Raw genomic sequence first — 14,745 nt, 5'->3', positions numbered from 1 at the left:
AACTTAGACCAAACCCGTCAACAACGCTCCCGCGGTAAGCAAACAGCGTCCAAAAATATCGGATCTCGCGCAGTTCGCGGTGGTGCATTCTCTCCTGCTCACGGCTCGTTTAGCGACGGATGTCCTCGAAGCTCAGATTTCCACCAGCCCCACTTTCTTCACCTGACGGATCGTCAGCATGGTGCGCACGGTATGCACATGTTCGTTCGCCGTCAGCACCTCGATGACGAAGTCCTGGAACCTGGTCAGGTTTTCGGCCACGCAATGCAGCAGGAAGTCGCTGTCGCCCGACACCATCCAGGCCTGACGCACCATCGGCCAACTGTCGGTGGCAGCGGCAAACGCCTTCAGATTGCTTTCGGACTGGTGTTTGAGGCCGATCATGCAGAAGGCGACGAGGTCGAAACCAAGCTTCGGGGCGTTGAGCATGGCGTGATAGCCCTCAATGATGCCCGCTTCTTCCAGCTTGCGCACGCGCCTCAGACATGGCGGCGCCGAAATGCCGACTCGTTCCGACAATTCGACATTGGTCATGCGACCGTCGCGTTGCAGCTCCTTGAGGATCTTAAGATCGATGGCGTCCAGCTCGGCTCTCAACACGCTCTGACCTTTCATGACAGATATTCCCGATATCTAGCTGAATCGCCAGGATTGGCAATAATCTGTCGACCTTGAGCACAAAAATTACCATGCGACGCATTGCCTTGTTGGTATTGCAATGCTGACCTTGAATAAATGCATAGACCGATCATAAATGAGGCTACAAACAAGCGGCGGGCACGCCTATATCGCGCCTCTCTTGCCCGCTTCGAAAGGAATCACCATGACCGCCCGCCACACCAAGGTGCTGATCATCGGCTCCGGCCCCGCCGGATACACGGCAGCGATCTATGCCGCCCGCGCCATGCTGAAGCCGGTACTGATCGCCGGCATGGAACAGGGTGGTCAGCTGATGATCACGACCGACGTCGAGAACTATCCGGGCTTCGCCGATCCGATCCAGGGTCCCTGGCTGATGGAGCAGATGCTCGCCCAGGCAACCCATGTGGGCACCGAGATTATCAACGACCTCGTGACGGAAGTTGATCTGTCGCACCGTCCTTTCACCGCCAGAACCGATTCCGGCCAGGTCTGGACTGCGGACACGCTGATCATCGCCACCGGCGCCAAGGCCAAGTGGCTCGGCATCGAGAGCGAACAGCATTTCCAGGGCTTTGGTGTTTCCGCCTGCGCCACTTGCGACGGCTTCTTCTATCGTAACAAGGACGTCATCGTTGTCGGCGGCGGCAATTCCGCGGTCGAAGAGGCGCTCTATCTCTCGCACATCACCAAATCGGTCACCGTCGTTCACCGCCGCGATTCGTTTCGCTCCGAAAAAATTCTGCAAGAGCGCCTGTTCGCCAAGGAGAACATCCGCGTGATGTGGAACACCGAGGTGGCGGAGATCACCGGCACGCCGGCCAAGCCGCCGATGCCCCCGTCCGTCTCGGGCGTGAAGCTACGCGACACCCAAACCGGCGCGATCACCGACATGCCGATCGACGGCGTGTTCGTCGCCATCGGCCATGCGCCGGCCGTTGAGCTGTTCAAGGACAAGCTGAAGCTCAAGTCCAACGGCTATCTCTGGACGGCGCCGGATTCGACCGCCACCGATGTCCCCGGCGTCTTTGCCGCCGGTGACGTGACCGACGACATCTATCGCCAGGCCGTCACCGCCGCCGGCATGGGCTGCATGGCAGCGCTCGAAGCCGAGCGCTTCTTGTCTGCTGCACCTGTCAGGGCCGAAGCCGCGGAATAACCATCAGAAGAGGGGGGCGCATGCCATTGGATTGGGACAAGCTGCGTATTTTTCACGCAGCAGCGGAAGCGGGGTCGTTCACCCACGCAGCCGACAAACTGCATTTGTCCCAGTCGGCGATCAGCCGCCAGGTCAGCGCACTCGAGCAGGAGATCGGCGTGAAGCTGTTCCACCGGCATGCGCGCGGCTTGATCCTGACCGAACAGGGAGAACTGCTCTATCGCACCGCCCATGACGTGCTCTTGAAGCTCGAAACGGTCAAGATGCAACTGACCGAGACGACGGAGAAGCCGAGTGGCAAGCTGCGCGTCACGACCACCGTCGGCCTTGGCCAGGGATGGCTCACCGACAAGATCCAGGAGTTCCTCCAGCTCTATCCCGATATGTCGATCCAGCTGATCCTCGACAACGAGGAACTGGACGTCAACATGCGCCACGCCGACTGCGCCATTCGCCTGCGCCAGCCGCAACAGTCGGACCTGATCCAACGCAAGCTCTTCACCGTACACATGCACGTCTACGCGGCCCCCTCCTACATCAACCGCTATGGCGAGCCGCAGTCGATCGAGGATCTCGACAACCACCGCATCATAAGTTTCGGCGAGCCAGCACCGGGATATCTGCTCGACGTGAATTGGCTGGAAGTGGCCGGTCGCACCTCGGACAATCCTCGCCAACCACATCTGCAGATCAACAGCCTGACCTCGATCAAGCGTGCTGCCCTGCTCGGGATCGGTATTGCCATGCTGCCTGACTATATTGTCGGACGCGATCCGGGGCTGCTACAGCTTGTCACCAACGCCGATGTGCCGTCGTTCGACACCTATTTCTGCTACCCGGAAGAGATGAAGAACGCGGCGAAACTCAAGGCTTTCCGCGATTTCATCGTGGCAAAAGCCCGCAACTGGAACTTCTAGGCCGCTCACCGCAGAACGAGAAGTTAAGACCTGCGGTGGGCGCATATCTGACCTGCATTAAAATGCATTGTTCACTGCACAAAAAACCACCATATCGCACATAGCTGATGCACACGGTGGCTTTTTCCTCCCAGTTCCACCGCACCAGCTGTTCCCCTCTGGAGGTTTTTGACCTTCATAATTAAAGGGCCCTGGAGCAATCCGGTGGCCCTCTTTTTTTGTCATGAACCGAAGAAGCATCCCGCCGACCTGCGAAAACTCAAGAATGAATTGTACCAAAATTGGACACTTTTTCATGATCATTCGCTCGTGCGTGCGTTGACGCACCGAATTCCTACCTTATGTGCAATGGCAAACGCGGACACGGATCACTGCCGATGAATCTGGAAGAGATACTCAAAGCGCTTGCACACCCCGCAAGAATCGAAATGCTGAAATGGCTCAAAGAGCCTGAGCTTCATTTCGCCGCCCAGCCTCACCCCCTCACTCTAGGCGTCAGTGCAGGGCAGTTCGAGCGCTGCGGACTGTCGCAGTCAACTGTATCCGCTCATCTCGCGACCCTGCAGCGCGCCAAATTGATCACGTCCATCCGGGTCGGCCAGTGGGTTCTCTACCGTCGCAACGACGATACCATTGGCGCATTCCTCAACACCTTGAACAAGGTGCTGTGAGGCCCCAGATGCTGGGTGCCGGCGATCGCCTCCCAGACTGCCGGCCAATTTGGAGATATTCATGACCAGCCTTTTCGATCCGATCCAACTCGGACGCATCACGCTTTCCAACCGCATCGCCATGGCCCCGCTGACTCGCAACCGCTCGCCGGGCGCGGTCCCCAACGACCTCAATGTCACCTACTACCAGCAGCGTGCCTCGGCCGGTCTCCTGATCTCGGAAGGTACGCCGATCAGCCAGCAAGGCCAGGGCTATGCCCAGGTGCCCGGACTCTACCTCCCGGAATTGATCGATGGCTGGAAGCGCGTCACCACGGCGGTTCATGAAGCTGGCGGGCGCATTGCCGCGCAACTCTGGCATGTCGGCCGGGTATCGCACACCTCGTTGCAGCCCGATGGCGGCCAGCCGGTTGCACCTTCGGCGATCCGCGCCAAGTCAAAGACATTCATCATCAACGACGACGGCACTGGTGGCTTTACCGACACCTCCGAGCCCCGCGCGCTGAGCCTGGACGAGATACCCGGCATCCGTGAAGACTATCGCCGAGCAGCGCGTTCCGCGGTCGATGCCGGCTTCGATGCCGTCGAGATCCATGCCGCCAACGGCTACCTGATCGACCAGTTCCTGCGTTCGAATTCGAACACCCGCACGGACGCCTATGGCGGATCGATTGAGAACCGCACGCGCTTCGCGATCGAAGTGGTGGACACGATTGTCAAGGAGATCGGCGCCGAGCGAACCGGCATCCGAATCTCACCGGTGACCCCGGCCAATGACGTATCCGATCCGGATCCGCAGCCGTTGTTCAATCTACTGGCGGAGAAGCTTGCTGCCTTTGATCTCGCCTTCATCCACGTCATTGAGGGCGCGACAGGCGGCCCTCGTGACAACCTGCCCTTTGATTGGGCGGCGCTGAAGACGGCCTATCACGCCAACGGCGGCAAGGCAGTATGGATGGTCAACAACAGCTACGATCGCGACATGGCGATCGCGGCCGTCGCCTCCGGACGGGCCGACATGGTCTCCTTCGGTCGGCTTTTCATCTCCAATCCCGATCTCGTCGAACGTCTCAAGGTGGACGCCCCCCTCAACGAACCGGATCGAGCCACATTCTATGGCGGCGGAGCCGCAGGCTATACGAATTATCCGAAGCTCGCCTGACACGACGCCCAGGCACATTCAGACCTACGAAAGCCCCGCTGGCAACCCAGAGCGGGGCTTTCGCCTTTGGCGGTGGCATAGGCATGTGCTAGGACAGACCGGCACGGCACTATCCGGACCTGGTGGCCAGCCGGCGCGACCACCTATCTTAATGAGGCTCCGCCGATGACAGAACTCTCACGCACCGAGCGCGATGCGTCAGCGGGAACCGGCAGCGGCCCCACCGGCGGCTTTGCGCCGCTCGTGCCGGAACTCGATGTCTCCAGCATTGAGGCGAGCCTCGCATTCTGGTGCGGCGGCCTCGGCTTTCGCATTGCCTACGAGCGGCGGCAGGCGAAGTTCGCCTACTTGGAGCGGCAGGGCGCGCAGGTCATGCTGTGTGAAATCAACGGCAACTGGCAGACTGGGCGGCTCGAGCGTCCCTTCGGACGCGGCATCAATTTCCAGATCGCCACGGACGATCTTGAATCAATACTTGAAGCCCTTCGTAAAATGGATTGGCCCCTCTTCGAAGAGCCGAGCGAAAGCTGGTATCGCATTGGTGAGATTGAGGAAACCGGGTCTCAGGAGTTCCTCGTGCAGGACCCGGACGGCTACCTGCTCCGGTTCGCCCAGTCACTGGGCGTGCGAACGATAGGCTAGATCGGCCTCTCATCAGACTGGTAGCGATCAACGATCTCCACCTCCGGCCGATCACCGCCGTCACTGTATTCGTAATGCCATTTGCCCTTCTCGTCCTGATAGCTGATCTTGACCGGCTCGTCGCCAACCTGCTGCTCCTGCATGACGATGCGCGCTGCCTCCAGGGCCTCGTCGTGGCTGGCAAAGCTTTCGGAGAACACGTCGCCGAGCTTGTAGGCCCATCCCCCGTCGTGGGGAACGATCTCGTAGGCAACCTTGGTCATGATGTCCTCCTTTCCTGTGCTGGATTTCAGTATCGCATCAAGCGCTGCAATCCGCAAACCCGAAGCGGAGGGATCAATTCAATCGCTCGGCCTCGCCGGACTTGCTCCACCGGTATGACGATGTCACCCGCAAAGACCGGTCATAGTGGTTATCACGCGGATTGCTGCGGCGTTCACCTCAATGACGCCGAGGCCAACGCTTTCGCGGGGATGACCCATTTCTCCCTCTCAGCCACCGTCATCATGCTCCCATTCCTCGGCCTCTGACGACTTTGCCCGTCTGGAAAAGGGGGAACTTTTCCTGCGCTTGCCGCTTTCTCCAGATGTGGTCCACAGCTTGGTCGATGGCTCGCCCCATTCTCACCAAGATGCCCGACCAGAAAGCTCCCGCGGGTCGCGGGGGGCAAACTCGGGAGCCGAACTTGAAGAGACTCGACGTTATCGACGGCATGCGCGGCTATTTTCTGGTCTTCATGCTGATCAACCATCTGGTCTTTACCGGCGGCCTCTGGCTCGTCCAGATCAACCACCGCAACCTGGCCTTCGTCGAGGATGCGCAGGGCTTTGTCTTCCTATCCGGTCTGCTGACAGGCATGGTCTATGCCCGCAAGATGCTAAAAGACGGCTATGGCCCGGCTCGAGACCGCATCTGGTCGCGCGTCTTCGAACTCTACCGCTATGCGATGGCGATCGTGCTGGTGATTCTCGCCCTGCAGCTCCTTCTGCCGGGCGCGGCGGCGATCTGGACGAACTGGCTCGGAGCAACCCGCATCGACGACCCGCTGCGGCTCGCCACAATTGCGAGCTTCCTGTTCCAGCCGACCTTCATGGACATCCTGCCGCAATATATCGTCTACATGTTCTTCGCCCCGGCCATCATCTGGCTCTGTATTCAGGGCCGCTGGAAGACCGTGGCCATAATATCCGTGCTCCTTTGGATGGCAGCCCAGCTCGGCCTGCAGCGCATCGTGACCTATCCTATCAACGACTGGCTGAAAGGCGGCGAGGAAAAGGAAGGCATTCGCACAGCGTTCAACCTGTTCGGCTGGCAGATCGTCTTCTTCGCTGGCCTTGTCGCCGGATCGCTGACCGCGATGAAGAAGATCGAGTGGACACGCTTCTTCGACCCGCGCAAGGATTTCATCGCCAAGGCGACGCTCGCAGTCTGTGCCTTTTTCCTGCCCCTGCGCATCGCGACCGCCCATGGCATGATGCCTGGCTTCGTACTTGAGAAATTCGGTTTGATGGAGGTCCGAGCCGATTTCGGTCCGGTGTACCTGTTGAACTTCGCGGCGGTCGCCTATGGCCTCGCCTGGCTGTTGATTGCCGGCCCGCGTCATGAGAATGCAGTGATCCGAAAGATCGCCTCGACGCTCACCGGCCTTTTCTCGCTGAGCTATCTCCAACTGCTCGGCCGCCATTCGCTGCAGATCTATGTCTGGCACGTCCTCATCGTCTACGGCGTCTTCTATATTGACGGCCGTTTCGGTGCGTTCTCGGATCTGACCAAAACGGTCATCGCCTTTGGGTCGCTGACACTCCTGAGCCTGCCGGCGTTGTGGCGCGAGCGGAACCGTGTCGCCTCCGCTCCGGCAAAACTAGCTCCGCGCCCAAAGGCCGCGACCTGAAGGAAGGCATGGAACCAAGGAAACGAAAAGGGCGGGACCGCGAGGCCCGCCCTTTCTGATTCCGTCTCTTGCAGCGCTTATTTGCAGGCGGCGCAGAAACGCTGGATGCGCTTGCAGGCTTCTTCCAGCTGCTCTTCCGACGTCGCATAGGAGATGCGGAAGTTCGGGCCGAGGCCGAAGGCCGAACCGTGCACGACGGCCACGCCCTCGGATTCCAGTAGTTCGCTGACAAAGTCCTCATCCGTTTCCATAACCTTGCCCGAAGGAGCAGTCTTGCCCATCAGCCCGGCGCAGGACGGATAGACGTAGAAGGCGCCTTCCGGCGACGGGCAGACGATGCCCTTGGCCTGGTTGAGCATCGACACCACGAGGTCACGGCGGCCTTCGAAGGTCTTCTTGTTGGCCGGGATGAAGTCCTGCGGCCCGTTGAGCGCCTCGACGGCGGCCCACTGGGCGATCGAGCAGGCACCGGACGTCTGTTGGCCTTGGATCATGTCCATCGCCTTGATCAGTTCGATCGGGCCGGCCGCATAGCCGATACGCCAACCGGTCATGGCATAGGCCTTCGACACGCCATTCATCGTCAGCGTGCGATCATAGAGTTTCGGCTCGACCTCGACCGGGGTGACGAACTTGAAGTCGCCATAGGTCAGGTGCTCGTACATGTCATCGGTCAGGATCCAGACATGCGGGTGCTTGACCAGCACGTCGGTCAGCGCCTTCAACTCGTCATGGCTATAGGCCGCACCCGACGGGTTGGACGGCGAGTTGAAGATGAACCACTTGGTCTTCGGCGTGATCACGCTTTCGAGTTCCGCGGCGCTCAGCTTGAAATTATTCTCCTGCTTGGTCGACACAAACACCGGCGTACCGCCGCACAGCGCTACCATTTCCGGGTAGGACACCCAGTAGGGTGCCGGCACGATGACTTCATCACCCGGATTGAGGGTCGCCATGAAGGCGTTGAAAAGAATCTGCTTTCCGCCGGTACCGACGATCGTCTGCTCGGGCTTGTAGTCGAGGCCGTTCTCACGCTTGAACTTCTCGGCGATTGCCTTGCGCAGTTCCGGAATGCCCGAAACCGGCGTATACTTCGTCTCGCCGCGGTTGATCGCGTCGATCGCAGCCTTCTTGATATTGTCCGGAGTATCGAAATCGGGCTCGCCGGCGCCGAGGCCGATCACGTCGCGCCCCTTGGCCTTCAGCTCGCGGGCTTTCTGCGAGACTGCGATGGTTGCGGAGGGCTTTACGCGGGATAGAGCGTCGGCGATGAATGCCATTGTGATTGTCCTGAAGCGGTTGATCGGCGGAACCTCGATCGGCCAAGGCCCCAGGTTCAAGTTCTATGGCGAAATCGCTCCGCCGTTTCAAGCGGAAAGCGGCCGAAGGGCGGCAATCGCCGAAGTTTTCATTTTTAAGTCTTTCTTAATCGGGAGGTAAGTCTTCCGCGATAAACTTGCGTGCGAGAGTTTCAAGAGACAATCACGACGCGAACACGGCGCCAAACCGATGACCACGAACAGCATCTATGCACAGCTCGTCAATGCCGCAGGCGCATGGTCGACCGCCTATGGACCCTTCGTGCTGCGCTCCGCCCTCCAGCCGATTTTCGAAAGAGTGGCTGACGGTGTCTTCGATATCCACGCCTTCCAGGGACTGGTGCGAGCCGAACGCAATGGGGAGACTTATCCACCCTCGCAGTTCTTTCCTCTGGTGGAACCGCAAGACCTGCCCGCTGTCGACAGCCTGCTGCGCAGCATTCACATCCTCAATGCCGGCCTTCTGCGGCGCGAGCGCTCGAATGTTCTGGTCAGCTTCCAACCGCTTCTCTTTACTGGCACCGTGGAACTCCGCCACGAGTTGGACCGCATGCGTCTCATAGCCCACGAAGCAGCCCTCACGCCTGAGCGCATCGTTTGCGACCTCTCTGCGGGCGCCAGTAACGGCAAGGTGATCGAACGCGCTGTCGATCAGCTCCGACAAGCAGGCCTGCGCGTCTCCATGTCGAATTACGAGGCAAGCGAGCACGACATCCAGGACGTCCTGGCACTCCGGCCCGACTTCGTTCGCTTCGACGGCGACTGGGTTCGTGACTACCTCCACAACTCAGCGGGGTTCGCCCTGCTGCGGGTCATCGTGCGCCAATTGCAGGAAGAAGGGATCGAGCCGATCTTCGAGCGGCTCGAAGAGACCTGGCAAGTGGACCTCTGCCTCGAACTCGGCGTAACCCTGCTGCAAGGCTATGCCCTCGCCCGGCCGCAGCTGGCGCCGACCGATTTCAACGCCGAGTTCCCCGAAATGCTTCTGCCGCCGGGGGAGCCCGCCGCCAACTCCCCCGCGCAAGGACAGGCTCAGCCGCACATGACAGTGACTCCACGTAGAGAAAGTCTGCCGCGTCCAGCCCGCATATTCGGCAAAAGGCGCTAAGGGATCACGCCGCAGGCATCGTGTCCCGAAGGAATGATCCTGCCCTGACATCGTCACGATAAATACCGGTTGATGCCGTAATTCGGTCCCCGAGAAGCCCAGAAACAAGACTTTTCTCCTCGCATTAGACCCTTGAAATGCGAGGAAAGACGAATGTTTCCGGAAGACGATATCTCACACGCGCGTCCCTGGTTCCATCGAATCGTCCAACGCGGTCGTCTCGTGTTTTTCGGCATGCTGGCGAACACCACAATGCTGACAGGCCTCGCAGTTGCCGGACATGCGGCGGCAGCTTCTACACCGGCGGCGGAGAGCCTTCTTAGTGTAGACCCGATGGCGACAGCTTCTACGCCGGTCGTCGCACCCCTTATGATCACCCACCCCATCCGACTGCCCTACTTCGCGACCGAGACCCTTGCCGACCGCTACATTCTGCTAGGCCTGATGATGCTCTGTTTCGCCGCGATGGCCGCCGGCAGCCTGGCCCTCTGGCGCCGCAGCCTGAAAGAAATGCTGGACGTGAAGGTGAAGCGCCATGGGGTCTAGGCGCCCTCCGCTCTGGCGCCGCCTCGGACCGGCCGAGCGGGCCTTCGCCGTCTTGATCGCGGCCATCTCGATCGGCGGTTTTATCCTGATCGCCGATGGTCTTTATCTGAAAGCCAAGGCTGAGCACCCGGTGCCGGTCTGGACGAACGATGCGCCCTTTTTCGACTAGCAACGGCACGCTCTGTTCTCACGTTCATGTCAGCGGCACTTGCTAAAGCGCCATCGCTCCCCAGATAGTTCGATGAATAACAGGAGCTTCTGACATGGCAAAGTGCAAAGCAGCAGCAAACCCCGTGCGCACGGTCCCGTCGATCGCCCTCATCGGCCTTGCCGCCGCGCTGGCTGCGGTGCCAGCGCTTGCCGCCGAGCGCATCGCGACCCAGAAGGTTGAGATCGAGGTTACCCAAATCGTCGGCGGGCTAGAACATCCCTGGTCTGTGGAGGCGCTTCCCGATGGGGCCTATATCGTCACCGAGCGCCCTGGTCGGATGCGCGTCGTGCGCGACGGCATGGCATCGCCGCCGATTGCCGGCCTGCCGGAACTCTTCGTCGGCGGCCAGGGCGGTTTGCTCGACATTGCCCTGTCGCCAGATTTCGTGTCGAGCCGAAAGCTCTATTTCACGGCCTCGGTGCCGGGGGATGGTGGACAGGGCACGGCACTTTTCGCTGGCCGGCTTTCTGACGATGAGACGAAACTGGATGAAGTCGAGCAGTTGTTCGCGATGAACCGCTTCACCAATACAAGCCAGCATTTCGGCTCGCGCATTGCGATTGGCGAGGACGGCACCCTGTTCTTCGGCATAGGCGACCGTGGCGAAATGGAGCGCGCCCAGGATCCGAAGGATCACGCCGGCTCGATCCTACACGTCAATCCGGACGGCACGCCGGCAGATGGCAATGCGTTCGGTGGCGCCGCGGGCTTGGCCGAAATCTGGTCGGTCGGTCACCGCAATCCCCAAGGTATTGTCATTGATCCCTCCGACGGTGCGCTCTTTACCGTCGAGCACGGCGCGCGCGGCGGCGACGAGATCAATGTGCTCAAGGCAGGCAGCAATTACGGCTGGCCGGTGATCTCTTACGGCAAGCATTATTCCGGCGCGGAAATCGGCATTGGCCAGTCGTCCGAGGGCTATGAGCAGCCCATCCACTATTGGGATCCCTCCATCGCGCCAGGTGCCATCGATATCTATCGCGGCGCGATGTTCCCCGAATGGGAAGGCGACTTCCTTGTCGCGGCGCTCAAGTATGAATTGCTGGCGCGTATCGAGCGTGACGAGAACGGCGCGATCCTCGGCGAAGAACGTCTGCTGGAGGGATCCTACGGCCGACTGCGCGACGTGAAGGTTGCGCCGGACGGCGCGATCCTGCTCGTGACCGACGAGGTAGACGGTCAGCTCCTGCGCATAAGCCGCGCCACAACACAGTAAGCTCAGACCAACGATAGTTGCGCATCGTGGCCGGTCTCCCGACCGCCCAGGCTCAGACTTCAGGCCCGAAGCCCGGCATGCACGATCCGCCTTGTCGAGATCGAACGCAGCTGGTACGCGTCGATTTCCTCGTCATCCTCCGTTCGAGCGCAATCCGGAACTCCATGTCTCGCATCCAGGCCAATCTCGTCCTGCTTCTCGCCGCAGCGATCTGGGGCGGAGGTTTTGTCGCCCAGTCGCAAGCGATGGAATGGCTCGGGCCCAACTGGTTCAATGCGTTGCGCTTCGCGCTGGCAACTGTCGCCGTACTACCCTTCGCCCTCCGCGAGGCGGGGAGCACCGGTAAACCTCTCGCCCTTCGCGACTATGGCTGGTTCCTGCTTGTCGGTCTTTCCCTGCTGGCCGCCCAGACCCTTCAGCAGATCGGTATCCAATCGACCAGCGTCACGAATGCCAGCTTCCTCACCGGGCTCTATGTTGTCCTCGTTCCGGTGATCGCGGTAGCCTTCCTTCAGCGTCGCCCGCATTGGATCATCTGGCCGGCAGCGCTGCTGACAGTTATCGGAATCCTGCTGCTAAACGGCGGATCGCTCTCCACCCTTGGCGAAGGCGACATCCTTGTCATTCTCTGCGCGATTTTCATCGCGATACAGATAACGCTCACGCCGATCGCGGTCAGGATTAGCGAGCGACCGCTGGCGCTCGCCACCGTGCAGTTCACCGTATGCGCTGGCGGCGCCGGCCTCGCCGCTGGGGCCTTGGAACCGATCAGCACCGGCGCCATCGTCTCGGCCCTGCCGGAGATCCTTTATGCTGGCCTCCTTTCCTCCGGCGTGGCCTTCGTGCTGCAGATCATTGGCCAGCGCTATACCACCGCGCCACAAGCGGCGATCTTCCTGTCGTCCGAGGCCCTCTTCGGCGCCCTGTTCGGGGCAATCCTCCTGGCCGAGACGCTGCCATCGATAGGCTATGCCGGCTGCGGCCTGATCTTTGCTGCCATGCTGCTCGTTGAATTGGTGCCTGAATGGACCAGGCGGCGAACAGCGGTGGCCTAGCGCCGATTTTTTCAAGGCCGGAACGCGCGAACTTTTCCAAATAGGGGAGGTTTTGACCAAAAAATACATCGCTGGCGATGCAATTTATGCCTGTGCAACAAAACTCTTCGCCGAACAGGCCAAAAACCCCGCTTTTGCCGGGCGTCTGATGATCGAGCCCCGGCAATCGCCTGCAAAACTTTCGCTTGCCAATTTTTTATAAACCAAGCAATCTTCGCGCGTTCGGGCAATTTTGCGAGCGGGAAGACCTTATAATACATGCGTGCCGGAGACGCTAAGAGTTCCGGGCAGGTTATCGTTCATATAAGCAAGTATACTTGCTTTTGTGGTGGCGACTTGCGGTAACAGGGGCCCTTTCCTCAAATATCGAGAAATGCCTGTCGAGCACCCGGTTACGGGTAACATTGCAATGCTGCCCCGCCGACACTGGGCAGAGAGAAAAGGACCTGACGCATGGCCGAGACTGGCATCGTAAAATTCTTCAACACCGACAAGGGCTTTGGCTTCATCAAACCTGATAATGGCGGAGCAGACATCTTCGTCCACATTTCCGCCGTCCAAGCTTCCGGACTGCAGGGCCTGTCTGAAAACCAGAAGGTCAGCTACGACACGGAACCCGATCGTCGCGGCAAAGGCCCGAAGGCAGTCAACCTGCAGGTTTCCGACTGATTTTCGCAATCGCTCTAGCATTTGCATTGCGACCCGGCAGCTTTGCCGGGTTTTTTCGTTCAGGCTGCGTTCAGCCAATGCTCCCTACCCTGTGCCCACATTGCCCACCAGAACGCGGGCAAGTCGATTTGCAGGCCATAGGAAGGCATAGCCATGATGAACATTGCGAAATATTCCCTGCTGGCGGTCGCGCTTGCTGCCGCGCCGATCGCTGCTTCGACCCAGGCCGTGGCCGGCGACTACTATCGCCGCCACCATAACGACGCGCTCGCCGCCGGTGCGCTGGGCCTTGCCGCCGGCTTGGTCACGGGCGCCGTGATCGCAAGCCAGCCGCGCACCGTCTACATCGAGCCCGAACCGATCTATATGGAACCGGCACCGCGTCGCGTCTATGTCGAGCCTGAGCCGGTCTATGTCGACGACTACCCGCCGGCACCCCGCCCGGTCTATGGCGCCGCCGTCGAGCCATGGTCGGCGGAATGGTACGACTATTGCTCCGCCCGCTACCGCAGCTTCAACGCCCGTTCCGGCACCTATATGGGCTATGACGGCCGCTCGCATTTCTGCACCGCCGGCTAAGACAGGACAAACAAGTGAAAAATGCGCCGCATCGCCGGCGCATTTTTCGCTTCAGCCAGGTGCAGCACTCAGATACCGCGCAGGAAGGGGTTAGTGCGGCGCTCCTCTCCGATCCGGCCGCCCGGCCCGTGACCGCAGATGAAGCCGACGTCGTCGCCAAGCGGCAGCACCTTGTCGCGGATGGAATTGAGCAGGGTCTGGTGGTCACCGCCGGGTAAGTCCGTCCGGCCGATCGAGCCGGAAAACAGCACGTCGCCGACATGGGCAAAATTCTGTGCCCGGTTAAAGAAGATAACATGGCCCGGCGCATGGCCCGGGCAATGAAAAACCTCGAACTCATGTTCGCCAAACGAGACCTTGTCACCCTCTTCCAGCCAGCGGTCCGGCATGGCGTTGCGGACCTTCATTGGCACGTTGAACATCAGGGCCTGCTGCTCGAGCTTCTGCAGCAGCGGAAGGTCGTCCTTGTGCGGTCCGACAATCTCGAGACCGAGCGTTTCCTTGAGTTCTTCTGCCCCGCCGGCGTGGTCGATATGACCATGAGTTAGCCAGATCTCCTTCAGGGTGATGCCGTTTTCCTTCAGCGTTTGCAGGATCACGTCGACATCGCCGCCCGGATCGATGATCACGCCCTCATGCGTATCGCTGTCGAAGAGAATTGTACAGTTCTGCTGGAAAGGGGTTACCGGAATGATCCCGGCCTGCATCTGTCCCATGGGTCAGTTCCTTGTTTTCGCGCAGGCTGCGCATAACACGTCCCCGGTAAATCTCAAATGCTCGGCCTCGCATGGGTAAACTGTGCGATCCGGGTAATTTCGTTGGAGTTTTTGCGCGTCTACGCTTAGTTTTACGGCAAAACGAGTGCCGGCCTATCGACCGTATTGCACTCATCAGGAAGGAACGGCAGCCATTGCCGCGGCAGGTTTCGCGACCGCCGCCAAAAGGAGCGCCGCCAGCACAA

At 60.1% G+C, this 14,745-nt stretch carries 18 protein-coding genes; 14 read left to right on the top strand and 4 right to left on the bottom strand.

Going from position 1 to position 14,745, the window contains the following annotated elements; translation table 11 throughout:
• Nucleotides 1–132 precede the first annotated feature (132 nt).
• Entirely contained in the window at nt 133–600 is a 468-nt protein-coding gene (locus tag ACWPVA_RS04005; protein ID WP_454289522.1) for an Lrp/AsnC family transcriptional regulator, read from the bottom strand.
• A gap of 223 nt (nt 601–823) precedes the next feature.
• On the opposite strand from ACWPVA_RS04005, the gene trxB reads away from it, so the two are divergent.
• From trxB to ACWPVA_RS03980, 5 genes are all read left to right on the top strand, one after another.
• Nucleotides 824–1,798, top strand: coding sequence for a thioredoxin-disulfide reductase (gene trxB, locus ACWPVA_RS04000; RefSeq protein WP_454286444.1), 975 nt, complete (start codon nt 824–826; stop codon nt 1,796–1,798).
• Between the two features lie 20 nt (nt 1,799–1,818).
• Nucleotides 1,819–2,715, top strand: a complete 897-nt coding sequence (locus tag ACWPVA_RS03995) for a LysR family transcriptional regulator VtlR (RefSeq protein WP_454286443.1) — start codon at nt 1,819–1,821, stop codon at nt 2,713–2,715.
• Nucleotides 2,716–3,092: 377 nt separating this feature from the next.
• Nucleotides 3,093–3,386: an ArsR/SmtB family transcription factor gene (locus ACWPVA_RS03990; protein ID WP_454286442.1), complete on the top strand. Its 294-nt coding sequence runs from the start codon at nt 3,093–3,095 to the stop codon at nt 3,384–3,386.
• Between the two features lie 61 nt (nt 3,387–3,447).
• Nucleotides 3,448–4,548 (top strand): alkene reductase, encoded by a 1,101-nt coding sequence (locus ACWPVA_RS03985; RefSeq protein ID WP_454286441.1) that lies wholly within the window; start codon nt 3,448–3,450, stop codon nt 4,546–4,548.
• Nucleotides 4,549–4,713: 165 nt separating this feature from the next.
• Nucleotides 4,714–5,190: a bleomycin resistance protein gene (locus tag ACWPVA_RS03980; protein ID WP_454286440.1), complete on the top strand. Its 477-nt coding sequence runs from the start codon at nt 4,714–4,716 to the stop codon at nt 5,188–5,190.
• Here the strand turns inward: ACWPVA_RS03980 and ACWPVA_RS03975 are convergent.
• Nucleotides 5,187–5,453: a DUF2188 domain-containing protein gene (locus ACWPVA_RS03975; RefSeq protein ID WP_454286439.1), complete on the bottom strand. Its 267-nt coding sequence runs from the start codon at nt 5,451–5,453 to the stop codon at nt 5,187–5,189. The genes ACWPVA_RS03980 and ACWPVA_RS03975 overlap by 4 nt on opposite strands.
• A gap of 422 nt (nt 5,454–5,875) precedes the next feature.
• Here ACWPVA_RS03975 and ACWPVA_RS03970 point away from each other — a divergent pair, with 422 nt between their 5' ends.
• Entirely contained in the window at nt 5,876–7,081 is a 1,206-nt protein-coding gene (locus ACWPVA_RS03970; protein ID WP_454286438.1) for an OpgC family protein, read from the top strand.
• 77 nt (nt 7,082–7,158) lie between these two features.
• Here ACWPVA_RS03970 and ACWPVA_RS03965 read toward each other — a convergent pair whose 3' ends face one another.
• Entirely contained in the window at nt 7,159–8,361 is a 1,203-nt protein-coding gene (locus tag ACWPVA_RS03965; RefSeq protein WP_454286437.1) for a pyridoxal phosphate-dependent aminotransferase, read from the bottom strand.
• 229 nt (nt 8,362–8,590) lie between these two features.
• Between ACWPVA_RS03965 and ACWPVA_RS03960 the strand changes: the two genes are divergently transcribed.
• The 8 genes from ACWPVA_RS03960 (at nt 8,591) to ACWPVA_RS03925 (ending at nt 13,784) form a co-directional block, all read left to right on the top strand.
• Nucleotides 8,591–9,508 carry an EAL domain-containing protein gene (locus ACWPVA_RS03960; protein ID WP_454286436.1) on the top strand — a complete coding sequence of 306 codons (918 nt, stop codon included), beginning with the start codon at nt 8,591–8,593 and terminating at the stop codon, nt 9,506–9,508.
• A gap of 153 nt (nt 9,509–9,661) precedes the next feature.
• Nucleotides 9,662–10,054 carry a hypothetical protein gene (locus tag ACWPVA_RS03955; RefSeq protein WP_454286435.1) on the top strand — a complete coding sequence of 131 codons (393 nt, stop codon included), beginning with the start codon at nt 9,662–9,664 and terminating at the stop codon, nt 10,052–10,054.
• Nucleotides 10,044–10,223 carry a hypothetical protein gene (locus ACWPVA_RS03950; RefSeq protein ID WP_454286434.1) on the top strand — a complete coding sequence of 60 codons (180 nt, stop codon included), beginning with the start codon at nt 10,044–10,046 and terminating at the stop codon, nt 10,221–10,223. The genes ACWPVA_RS03955 and ACWPVA_RS03950 overlap by 11 nt, the downstream gene beginning before the upstream one ends.
• Nucleotides 10,224–10,317: 94 nt before the next feature.
• Nucleotides 10,318–11,481: a PQQ-dependent sugar dehydrogenase gene (locus ACWPVA_RS03945; protein WP_454286433.1), complete on the top strand. Its 1,164-nt coding sequence runs from the start codon at nt 10,318–10,320 to the stop codon at nt 11,479–11,481.
• 164 nt (nt 11,482–11,645) lie between these two features.
• On the top strand, nt 11,646–12,536 hold the full coding sequence (locus ACWPVA_RS03940; protein WP_454286432.1) for a DMT family transporter: 891 nt from the start codon (nt 11,646–11,648) through the stop codon (nt 12,534–12,536).
• Nucleotides 12,537–12,588: 52 nt separating this feature from the next.
• Nucleotides 12,589–12,738 (top strand): hypothetical protein, encoded by a 150-nt coding sequence (locus tag ACWPVA_RS03935; RefSeq protein ID WP_454286431.1) that lies wholly within the window; start codon nt 12,589–12,591, stop codon nt 12,736–12,738.
• A gap of 251 nt (nt 12,739–12,989) precedes the next feature.
• Nucleotides 12,990–13,205: a cold-shock protein gene (locus ACWPVA_RS03930; RefSeq protein WP_454286430.1), complete on the top strand. Its 216-nt coding sequence runs from the start codon at nt 12,990–12,992 to the stop codon at nt 13,203–13,205.
• 153 nt (nt 13,206–13,358) lie between these two features.
• A complete protein-coding gene (locus ACWPVA_RS03925; protein ID WP_454286429.1) occupies nt 13,359–13,784 on the top strand; it encodes a BA14K family protein in 426 nt (141 codons plus the stop codon).
• A gap of 68 nt (nt 13,785–13,852) precedes the next feature.
• On the opposite strand, the gene ACWPVA_RS03920 is transcribed toward ACWPVA_RS03925, so the two are convergent.
• A complete protein-coding gene (locus ACWPVA_RS03920) occupies nt 13,853–14,500 on the bottom strand; it encodes an MBL fold metallo-hydrolase (protein ID WP_454286428.1) in 648 nt (215 codons plus the stop codon).
• Between the last annotated feature and the right edge of the window lie 245 nt (nt 14,501–14,745).

Source organism: Rhizobium arsenicireducens (assembly GCF_964021225.1).
This window is presented reverse-complemented; position numbering and strand designations above follow the sequence as displayed.